The organism is Angustibacter peucedani, assembly GCF_054779595.1.
On record NZ_BAAGXY010000010.1, the window covers coordinates 50,339 to 60,163 of the forward strand.

The window sequence follows — 9,825 nt, forward strand, 5'->3', positions numbered from 1 at the left end:
CCCCTTCTGCTGCTCAGGCTAGTGGTTGCGACCACAAGTGCGCGTGACGTGAACGGGTGACGCGCTGGGTAGCCTGAGCACGACCAGCACCCCCTTCTCGACCCCGAGGACCCCATGCCTGCGCCCGAGTTCGTCTACGAGGACCTGCTGCCGACCGGCGAGGACACGACCGAGTACCGGCTCGTCACGAGCGAGGGCGTCCGCGAGGTCGAGGGTCCCGGCGGGCGGCGGTTCCTCGAGGTCGAGCCCGAGGCGCTGCGGCTGCTGACCGAGACCGCGATGCACGACATCGCGCACTACCTGCGCCCGGCGCACCTGGCCCAGCTGCGCCGCATCCTCGACGACCCCGAGGCCAGCAACAACGACAAGTTCGTCGCCCTCGACCTGCTGAAGAACGCGAACATCGCGGCCGGCGGGATCCTGCCGATGTGCCAGGACACCGGCACCGCCATCGTCATGGGCAAGCGCGGCCAGCACGTGCTCACCGCCGGCACGGACGAGCGGGCGATCTCGCAGGGCGTCTTCGACGCGTACACGCGCCTCAACCTGCGGTACAGCCAGCTCGCGCCGCTGACCATGTGGGACGAGAAGAACACCGGGTCGAACCTCCCGGCCCAGGTCGAGCTGTACGCCGACACCGCGCCCGGGCACGAGACGTCGTACAAGCTGCTGTTCATGGCCAAGGGCGGCGGCTCGGCCAACAAGTCGTTCCTGTTCCAGGAGACCAAGGCAGTGCTGAACCCCGCCGGCATGCGGCGCTTCCTCGACGAGAAGCTGCGCGCGCTCGGCACGGCGGCCTGCCCTCCGTACCACCTGGCGATCGTGGTCGGCGGGACGTCAGCGGAGTTCGCCCTGAAGACGGCGAAGTACGCGTCGGCCAAGTACCTCGACGCACTCCCGACGTCCGGGTCCCTTGCGGCGCACGGCTTCCGCGACCTCGAGCTCGAGCAGGAGGTGCTCGAGCTCACCCGCGAGTTCGGCATCGGCGCGCAGTTCGGCGGCAAGTACTTCTGCCACGACGTTCGCGTGGTGCGCCTGCCGCGGCACGGCGCGTCGTGCCCCGTCGCGATCGCGGTGTCGTGCTCGGCCGACCGCCAGGCCCTCGGCAAGATCACCCCGGCCGGCGTCTTCCTCGAGCAGCTCGAGACCGACCCGGCACGGTTCCTGCCCGACACCACGGACGAGCACCTCGCCGACGCCGAGCTGGCCCAGCGCGCGCGCGTCGAGTCGACGTCCGGCGAGGACGTCGTCCGGGTCGACCTCGACCGCCCGATGGCCGAGGTGCTCGCCGAGCTGACGAAGCACCCGGTGACGACGCGGCTCTCGCTCACCGGCTCGCTCGTCGTCGCGCGCGACATCGCGCACGCCAAGATCAAGGAGCGCCTGGACGCCGGCGAGCCCATGCCGCAGTACCTGCGCGACCACGCGGTCTACTACGCCGGACCGGCCAAGACGCCCGAGGGCTACGCGTCCGGCTCGTTCGGGCCGACCACCGCGGGCCGCATGGACTCCTACGTCGAGCAGTTCCAGGCCGCGGGCGGCTCGCTGGTGATGCTCGCGAAGGGCAACCGCAGCAAGGCGGTCACCGACGCGTGCGCCGCGCACGGCGGCTTCTACCTCGGCTCGATCGGCGGCCCCGCGGCCCGGCTCGCGCAGGACTGCATCAAGCACGTCGAGGTGCTCGAGTACCCCGAGCTCGGGATGGAGGCGGTCTGGAAGATCCAGGTCGAGGACTTCCCCGCCTTCGTGGTGGTCGACGACAAGGGCAACGACTTCTTCGCCACCACCACCAAGCCGCTGGCCATGACGATCGGCACCCGCCCCGGCGCCTGACGGTCCCTGCCCACCCCGTTGCGTCCGAAGATCTGGTCGCGACAGCGACCGATCCTTCGGACGCAACGCCGGCAGCGGTAGAGGTCAGCGGCGGGGGCGGAGCCAGCGCGACAGGCTGGGCCGGACGACGAACGCCTCCGCCTGAAGGGCCGCGACCGCCACGCGGGGCAGCTCGGCAGCGCGGGCGAAGCAGACGAGCCGTGGCACCCACTCGGGGCCGTACTTGGCGTTGGCGCGGTACAGCGACTCGATCTGCCACCACCGCGAGGCCTTGAGCAGCAGCGAGCGCCACAGCCGCAGCACGGGTCCGGCGCCCACCTGCCCGCCTCGCTCGAGCACGCTGCGGAACACCGCGAAGTTCAGCGACACCCGGCGCACGCCGAGCCGCGCCGCTTCGGCCGCGAGCGCCGCCACGAGGAACTCCGTGGTGCCGTTCTCGCTGTCGCGCGAGCGCCGCATCAGGTCGAGCGAGAGGCCGTCAGAACCCCACGGCACCAACGACAGCAGCGCCACGAGCCGGCCCTCGGCGTCCACGGCGCGCACCAGCACGAGGTCGGGGTCGGCCGGGTCGCCCAGCCGGCCGAGCGCCATCGAGAACCCGCGCTCGACCTCGCCGCCGCGCATGGCGTCAGCCGCGTGCGCGAGCTCGGCGACGTCGTCCACGGCCAGCGCGCCCTGCCGCGACACCGAGGCCACGTACCCGCTGCGCTCCACGCGCGCCACGGCTTGCCGCACGCCGCGCATCGCCCTGCCCTGCAACGAGAACGACGCCAGGTCGAGCACCGCCTCGTCGCCGATCTCGAGCGCGTCGAGGCCCGCGCGCACGTAGGCCGTCGCGCCCTCCTGGCTCGCCCCCAGCACGCCCGGCGTCCAGGCGTAGCGGTCGGCCTCGTCGAGCCAGGCCTGGATCGCGCCCGGCCACGCCTCGGGGTCCCCGACCGGGTCGCCCGAGGCCAGCGTCACGCCGTCGACGACGCGGTAGGTGACCGCCGCCTTGCCGGACGCCGAGAAAACCACGGACTTGTCGCGCCGCAGGGCGAAGTAGCCGAGCGAGTCGCGGGCGCCGTGCCGGGCCAGCAGCGCGCGCAGCCGCTCCTCGTCGGCGGGTGCGAGCTCGGCCGGCTTGCGGCGCGGCGCGAGCAGCACGAGCAGCACCACGCCGACCGTCGCGGCGCCCAGCCCCGTCAGCGCGACGCTCGTCAGGTCGCCGAGCTCGGCCCGCCGGTAGGGCAGGTCGGGGAAGAACCCGAACAGCCCGCGCACGGTCTGCCGGACGACGTCCCAGCTGTCGGCGTCCGGGGCGGTGCGGGCGCTGAGCGCGAGTCCCGCACCGAGCGCCACACCGCCGGTGAGCAGCCCGGCCCGGACGGCGAGCCAGCGCGAGTCGGGCTCGGACTGCGCGGTGAACTCGTCGCGGGTCCACAGCAGCAGCGCGGCCATGGCGAGGTTCAGCGCCGCCGCCTCCCAGGTGCGCGACCGCAGGTAGAGCACGCCGGCGACCAGGACGACGCCGAGCACGACCCGCCACGCGCGCCGCTTGCGCCGGGCCAGGCCGCGGGCGACGACGAGCATCACCGCGGCGAGGGCGATGACGACGGCCACGGTCGCGCCGTCGAGCAGCGCGTCCTCCACCCGGTGCTCGCCGGCCCGCTCGCGGGTGAACAGCGACACCAGCGAGAGCAGCGAGACCGCGCGCACCACCCACGCCACCAGGGTCGGCACCCGGCGTCGCACCAGGCTCGTGCGCTCGACCGCCGGCCCCGTCGTCACGGCGACCACGGTAGTGACCGACGATGGGCGGGTGAGCACCCCCGCAGGCGCCCGGCGCGCCGCCGTCGTCCTCGCCGCGCTGGCGGGCGTGCTCAACGTCAACTTCCTGGCCGAGTGGCTGCTGCCGCACCGCACGCCGGTCGCCGTCACGGTCGTCAGCGACCTGGCCGCGCCCGGCCGGGCCTGGGACTGGGTGTTCCGCACCGGCGACACGCTCTCGGCGGCGCTGCTGCTCGTGGTGTGCGTGCTGGCCTGGCGCGCGGCCGTGACGTCGCCGGCCTGGCGCGCCGCCACGGTGCTGCTCGGCGTCTTCGCCGTCACGACCGTGCTGGCGGTGCTGGTGCCGGAGGGCTGCACCGCGTCCACCGACCCCTCGTGCGGCGGCCTGCTGGGCGGCGGCGGGCTCTCGGACGCCGTCCACGACGTCGTCAGCACCCTGGGCTCGACGTGCGGGCTGGCCGCCGCCCTGTGCTTCGCCGTCGCCACGCGGCGCACGCGCTCCGAGCCCGCGCTGCACCTGGCGGCGCTCGCGCTGGCCGGCGCGCTCGGGCTGGCCTTCCTGGTCGCGCAGGCCACGGGTGCGACGTCCTGGCTGGGCTGGACCCAGCGCGGGCAGATCGTCGTGCTGTCGGCGTGGTTCGCCGTCGTCGGGTGGTCGGTCGACCGGCGCCGTCAGCCACCTGCGACGATGCGGGCGTGAGCGAGCCGACGCCCTCCCCCCGCCCGACCCCCGCCGAGGCCTACCGCGAGCTGCTCGACGGCAACGAGCGCTTCGCGCAGGGCCGGTCGACGAACCTCGACCAGGACGTCGCGCGCCGGGCCGAGGTGGCGAGCGGCCAGCGCCCGTTCGCCCTCGTCTTCGGCTGCGGCGACTCGCGGGTGTCGGCCGAGATCGTCTTCGACCAGGGGCTCGGCCGGCTCTTCGTCGTCCGCACCGCGGGGCACGTGGTCGACAGCAGCGTGCTCGGCTCGGTCGAGTTCGGCGTCAGCGTGCTCGACATCCCGCTCGTGGTGGTGCTGGGCCACGACTCGTGCGGCGCGGTGCTCGCGAGCGTGGAGTCGGTGCGCACCGGCGAGCTGCCGCCCGGCTTCATCCGCGACATCGTCGAGCGGGTGACGCCGAGCGTGCTCGCGGCGCAGCGGGCCGGCGACGACTCCACGGACGCGGTGCTGACCGAGCACGTGCGCCAGACGGTCCGGCTGCTCGTCGACCGCTCGGCGGTGCTGGCCGACGCCGTCGCGCGCGGCACGACCGCGGTGGTGGGCCTGTGCTACGCGCTGTCGGAGGGCGACGTCCGGCTGGTCGAGGTGGCCGGCGACGTCGGCGACGTCGGCGAGACCGGCGAGGCCGGGAGCGCCTAGGCCCGGCCCAGCGCCGTCCAGGCCGCAGCGCGCACGGTGAACGGCGCCGGCGGCAGCAGCTCCTCGCACCGCGCGCGCAGCGCCTCCCGGCCGGCGTCGTCGAGCCCCCGCACGTGGTCGCCCGCCGGGCCGACCCCCTCGGTGTAGGGGCCCCACCACTCGTCGAACGACGCGAACGGCACCTCGACGACCAGGACGTCGGACCGGACGTCGGCGAGCCCGGCCGCCGCGAGCAGCTCGGCCAGGTGGCCCTCCCGCGCCCCGGCCAGTCCCGACTCGTCGTGGCCGCCCGGCGTGAGCTCGTTCACGGCGCGCCAGAAGGTGCCGAGCGGTCCGCCGCCGGAGGCGTGGTCCCAGACGCACGCGGCGACCGTGCCACCCTCGCGCGCGACGCGGCGCATCTCGGCCAGACCGGCGACCGGGTCGGCCATGAAGTGCACGACCAGCTGGGCGAGCACCACGTCGAACGAGCCGTCGTCGAACGGCAGGTCCTCGGCGGTGGCGGTGCGCACGTCGACGTCCGGGAAGCGCTCGCGGGCCGCCGCCACGAACGGCGGCGACGGGTCGACCGCCTGCACGTGGTGCGCCCCGACCCGCCCGACGAGGCGAGCGGTCAGCGCGCCCGGCCCGCAGCCGACGTCCAGCACCCGTTGGCCGGCTTGCACCCCGGCCAGCTCCACGAACTGGTCGGCCAGCGGCTCGGAGTACCGACCCATGAACCGCCCGTACGCGCCGGCAGCGACCTCGAAGCTCACGAGGGCGACGGTAGACCGACGGTGCTGGACGCCGCTAGCCCTTGCGCCCCAACGAGATCGTGTTGAGCTTGGCCAGCAGCAGCCCGAGGTCTCGCACGTCGTCCGGCTCCCACCGACCCAGCTCGTCGCGCAGCGCGCTCTGGCTGCGGCGGCGGGCCGAGAGGCACCGTCGGCGCCCCTCGGCGGTGGCCGAGATGACCTGCGCCCGGCGGTCGACCGGGTCGGGGGCCCGGACGACGAGCCCGAGCTCCTCGAGCTGCGCGGTCTGCCGGCTGATGGCGGCCTTGTCGATGCCGAACGCCTCGACCAGCTCGCTGGCCCGCGCCGGGCCGCCCTCGACGACGCGCGAGAGCATCGCGTACGCCGCCGACCCCAGCTCCGGGTGCACGTGCTGCGCCGCCTCCTGGACGTAGCCGCGGGTGCGGCGCAGCAGCGTGCCGAGCTCGGTCTCGATCCGGCGCAGGTCGTCGGGGTCTACCGCGCCGCTCATGCCGCGCAGCGTAGCGACGGCCGCACCGGTGGCGTTCACCGCCGGGGCTCGGCCGTCGCGACGGCGGCCGGCGCGGGCAGCCCGGCCGCCGCCTCGGCCTCGTCGGCCAGCTGCTGGGTCGCGGTGCGCGTGCCCAGCGGACGGTTCGGCAGGAAGGCGATGGCGACCAGCGCGACCACGGCGAGCGGCACCGCGGCGAGGAACACGTCACCCACGGACTCGCCGTAGGCGGCCTCGATCACCGTGCGCACCGGCGCGGGCAGCGTCGACAGGTCGGGGATCGTGCGCTCGCCGCCACCGCCGGTCGCGACGTGCAGCCGGGTCAGGCCCTCGGTCACCAGGGTCGCGACGCGGTGGGCCAGCAGGGCGCCCATGGCCGAGACGCCGACGGCGCCGCCGAGGCTGCGGAAGAACGCGATCGCCGCGCTGCCGACGCCCATCTCGCGGGCCGGCAGGACGTTCTGGACGACGAGCACGAGGTTCTGCATCACCATGCCGACGCCCATGCCGACCACCAGCATCGAGGCGCCGAGGCGCAGCCAGCCGGTGTCGTAGCGGACGGTGCCCATGGCGGCCAGGCCGACGACCAGCAGCACGCCGCCGACCACCAGCCAGCGCTTCCACACGCCGGTGCGGGTGATGATGCGGCCGACGACGGTCGAGGCGAGCAGCAGGCCGACGATCATCGGCAGCGTCAGCAGGCCCGACTCGGTGGGGGTCTTGCCGCGGGCGAGCTGCATGTACTGGCTGAGGAACACGGTCGTGCCGAACATCGCCACGCCGACCGAGACGCTGGCCACCACGGCGAGCACCACGGTGCGGTCGCCGAACAGCGACAGCGGCAGGATCGGCTCGGCGGCGCGGCGCTCGACGACGACCAGCAGCGCGGCGAGCACGCCCGAGCCACCGACCATCGCGGCCGTCTGCCAGGAGCCCCAGGCGAACTGCTCGCCGCCGAGCGTCACCCAGATGAGCAGCAGCGAGACCGCGCCGGTGATCAGCGCGGCGCCGAGGTAGTCGACGCTGACGGCCCGCCGCGGGCGCGCCGGCAGGTGCAACGTCTTCTGCAGCACCGCGATCGCGACGACGGCGACCGGGACGCCGACGTAGAAGTTCCAGCGCCAGCCGATGGAGTCGGTGATGACGCCGCCGAGCAACGGGCCGCCGACGGTGCCGACCGCCATGACCGCGCCCAGGTAGCCCATGTACCGGCCACGCTCGCGGGGGCTGATGATGTCGGCCATCACGACGGTGGCCAGGGCGGTCAGGCCGCCGGCGCCGAGGCCCTGCACGACCCGGAAGCCGATCAGCATGCCGGACGACTGGCTGAGGCCCGCCAGCGCCGAGCCGAGCACGAAGACCACCAACGACAGCTGCAGCAGCAGCTTGCGGTTGAACAGGTCAGCGAACTTGCCCCACAGCGGCGTGCTGACCGTGGTGGCCAGCAGGGTCGAGGTGACGACCCAGGTGTAGGCGGACTGCGTGCCGCCGAGGTCGCTCACGATCTTCGGCAGCGACGTCGACACGACGGTGCTCGACAAGATCGCGACGAGCATGCCGAGCAGCAGGCCCGACAGCGCCTCGAGCACCTCGCGGTGGGTCATGGACGTGGCCTCGCCGGCGGGCGGCGCGGTCTCGACGTCCTGGACGGTGGACTGGGACATGGGTGATCCAGCTCTCGTTCGGTGGGTGGTGGGACTCAGGGGTTCAGGGCAGGTCGGTGGTGGGTCAGGTGTGGTGGTCGGCTCGCCGCAGGTCGGTGTGCAACCGGTCGAGCAGGGAGCGCAGCTGCCGGACGTCGTCGTCCGACCAGCGGCGCAGGGCGGCGTCGAGGCGCTGCTCGGCGGCGTCCCGGATCCGGGCCAGCCGCTCGCGGCCCTCGGCGGTGACGACCAGCAGGTGCGAGCGGCCGTCGGCGGGGTCCGGACGACGCTCGAGCAGCCCGCGGTCCTCGAGCGACCGCACGTGCCGGCTCACGGCCGACAGGTCGACGCGCAACCGCTCGGCGACGTCGCTCATCCGCTCGGGCCCGCTGCGGTCGAGCGCCGACAGCACCGTGACGGCGGCGAGGTGCACGCCGGCGGGCAGGTGCCGGGCGAGGTCGCGCTTCAGGCACATGACGTCGGCCGCGACGGCGGCGAACGACGCGACGGCCGAGGAGGTGCCGTCGACCTCGAGCCGGTCGACGGCGGGCTCGGCGCGCGAGGCGGTGGTGGTCATGGCGAGCGTCCTTCACTGGTTGACTAACGCAACTATATCAAGATAGTTGCGAAAGTCAACCAAGCCGCCGCCCGGGCGCGCGAGTCAGCGCGGACGCAGGGCGAAAGCCCCCCAGCCGAGGTACCGGCGGCGGTAGGTCACGTACGCCAGCGGCCCGTCGCGCAGCTCGGCCCGCAGCTGGTCGGCCAGCTCGTCGTCCGGGTGCTCGTCGAGGAACCGGCGCAGGTTCATCCAGTGCGCCGCTTCGTAGCGGTCCCAGCTGTCGCCGTCGGCCAGCACCATCTCGACCAGGTCGTAGCCCTGGGCCCCGAGCGTCGCGACCAGCTCGGGCAGCAGCACGAGTCCTCGCGCCGCGCGACGTGGCTGCCCTCGACCGCCTCCTGGCTCGGCGGCTCCTCGTTCCAGAACGGCTCGCCCACCAGCAGCGTGCCCCCTGCCCGCAGGCTGCGCCGCATCAACTCGAGCGTGCCGACCACGCCCCCGCCGATCCAGGTCGCGCCGAGGCAGCTCACCAGGTCGACCGGCTCGTCGGCGACGTACCCAGACGCGTCGGCGTGCACGAACCGCACGCTGCCCTCGACGTCCAGCTCGGCCGCGCGCGCGTGCGCCGCAGCCAGGAAGTCCGGGCTCGCGTCGACCCCGGTGCCGGTCTTGCCGTGGTCGCGCGCCCAGGTGCAGAGCAGCTCGCCCTTGCCGCACGCGAGGTCGAGCACCGTGGTGCCGCCCTCGAGCGGCAGGGCGCGGCCCAGCGTCGCGAGCTTGGTCTCGTCGACCGGGTTGAGCACGCGGTGGCTGCGCTCGCGGATCGAGAAGTGGCGGGGGATGTCGAGAGGCTCCATGGTCGCCGGACGCTACGGGCCGCGCGCCGTCGGCCGCGACCGGTTTCTCGGCCCGCCGCCCGCAGGTGGTTGGCTGGCGGCGTGACGGACGACGACCGGCTGGCGCTGCGCGCGGACTGCGCGCGCTGCGCCGGGCTGTGCTGCGTGGCGCCGGCGTTCGCGCGGTCGGCCGACTTCCCGGTCGACAAGCCCGCGGGCGTGCCGTGCCCCCACCTGGCCGAGGACTTCCGGTGCTCGGTGCACGACACGCTGCGGCCCCGGGGCTACGTGGGCTGCACCGTCTTCGACTGCTTCGGCGCCGGGCAGCACGTCGTGCAGGTGACCTTCGGCGGGCGCACCTGGCGCGAGTCGCCGGAGCTTGCGCGGCAGCAGCACGCCGCGTTCGGCACGGCCCGCGGGCTGCACGAGCTGCTCTGGTACCTCGCCGACGCGCTCGCGCTCCGCGCCGCCGCGCCGCTGCACGCCGACCTGCGGCGGGTGCGCGACGACGTCCGGGCCGCGACGCAGGAGCCGGCGGAGGTGCTGGCAGCCGGCGGCGACCGGGTCGACCGGCTGC

At 74.5% G+C, this 9,825-nt stretch carries 8 protein-coding genes and 2 pseudogenes; 4 read left to right on the plus strand and 6 right to left on the minus strand.

What is annotated here, in order from left to right; all coding sequences use genetic code 11:
• Nucleotides 1-114: 114 nt before the first annotated feature.
• Complete coding sequence (locus tag ACYVJ4_RS03415; RefSeq protein ID WP_460458707.1) at nucleotides 115-1,833, plus strand: fumarate hydratase; 1,719 nt, start codon at nucleotides 115-117, stop codon at nucleotides 1,831-1,833.
• A gap of 84 nt (nucleotides 1,834-1,917) precedes the next feature.
• On the opposite strand, the gene ACYVJ4_RS03420 is transcribed toward ACYVJ4_RS03415, so the two are convergent.
• The gene (locus tag ACYVJ4_RS03420; RefSeq protein ID WP_460458708.1) at nucleotides 1,918-3,603 is read right to left on the minus strand and encodes a phosphatidylglycerol lysyltransferase domain-containing protein; all 1,686 of its coding nucleotides are present in this window, start codon (nucleotides 3,601-3,603) and stop codon (nucleotides 1,918-1,920) included.
• 31 nt (nucleotides 3,604-3,634) lie between these two features.
• On the opposite strand from ACYVJ4_RS03420, the gene ACYVJ4_RS03425 reads away from it, so the two are divergent.
• Together ACYVJ4_RS03425 and ACYVJ4_RS03430 are read left to right on the plus strand one after the other, a co-directional pair.
• Nucleotides 3,635-4,303 (plus strand): DUF998 domain-containing protein, encoded by a 669-nt coding sequence (locus tag ACYVJ4_RS03425; protein WP_460458709.1) that lies wholly within the window; start codon nucleotides 3,635-3,637, stop codon nucleotides 4,301-4,303.
• Nucleotides 4,300-4,965 (plus strand): carbonic anhydrase, encoded by a 666-nt coding sequence (locus ACYVJ4_RS03430; RefSeq protein WP_460458710.1) that lies wholly within the window; start codon nucleotides 4,300-4,302, stop codon nucleotides 4,963-4,965. Before ACYVJ4_RS03425 ends, ACYVJ4_RS03430 begins: the two co-directional genes overlap by 4 nt.
• On the opposite strand, the gene ACYVJ4_RS03435 is transcribed toward ACYVJ4_RS03430, so the two are convergent.
• From ACYVJ4_RS03435 to ACYVJ4_RS03455, 5 genes and pseudogenes are all read right to left on the minus strand, one after another.
• A complete protein-coding gene (locus ACYVJ4_RS03435; protein ID WP_460458711.1) occupies nucleotides 4,962-5,720 on the minus strand; it encodes a class I SAM-dependent methyltransferase in 759 nt (252 codons plus the stop codon). The genes ACYVJ4_RS03430 and ACYVJ4_RS03435 overlap by 4 nt on opposite strands.
• Nucleotides 5,721-5,754: 34 nt before the next feature.
• Entirely contained in the window at nucleotides 5,755-6,210 is a 456-nt protein-coding gene (locus tag ACYVJ4_RS03440; protein WP_460458712.1) for a MarR family winged helix-turn-helix transcriptional regulator, read from the minus strand.
• A gap of 35 nt (nucleotides 6,211-6,245) precedes the next feature.
• Entirely contained in the window at nucleotides 6,246-7,874 is a 1,629-nt protein-coding gene (locus ACYVJ4_RS03445; protein ID WP_460458713.1) for an MFS transporter, read from the minus strand.
• Between the two features lie 64 nt (nucleotides 7,875-7,938).
• On the minus strand, nucleotides 7,939-8,430 hold the full coding sequence (locus tag ACYVJ4_RS03450; protein ID WP_460458714.1) for a MarR family winged helix-turn-helix transcriptional regulator: 492 nt from the start codon (nucleotides 8,428-8,430) through the stop codon (nucleotides 7,939-7,941).
• An 84-nt stretch (nucleotides 8,431-8,514) separates the two neighbouring features.
• A pseudogene (locus ACYVJ4_RS03455) lies at nucleotides 8,515-9,269 on the minus strand (class I SAM-dependent methyltransferase).
• Nucleotides 9,270-9,350: 81 nt separating this feature from the next.
• Between ACYVJ4_RS03455 and ACYVJ4_RS03460 the strand changes: the two are divergent.
• A pseudogene (locus ACYVJ4_RS03460) lies at nucleotides 9,351-9,825 on the plus strand (pentapeptide repeat-containing protein); the annotation flags it as partial.

Bases quoted from the DNA above. Each gene is read 5' to 3' on its own strand.
- ACYVJ4_RS03415 (WP_460458707.1), top strand. From the start codon at position 115: ATGCCTGCGCCCGAGTTCGTCTACGAGGACCTGCTGCCGACCGGCGAG.
- ACYVJ4_RS03450 (WP_460458714.1), bottom strand. From the start codon at position 8,430: ATGACCACCACCGCCTCGCGCGCCGAGCCCGCCGTCGACCGGCTCGAG.
- ACYVJ4_RS03445 (WP_460458713.1), bottom strand. From the start codon at position 7,874: ATGTCCCAGTCCACCGTCCAGGACGTCGAGACCGCGCCGCCCGCCGGC.
- ACYVJ4_RS03440 (WP_460458712.1), bottom strand. From the start codon at position 6,210: ATGAGCGGCGCGGTAGACCCCGACGACCTGCGCCGGATCGAGACCGAG.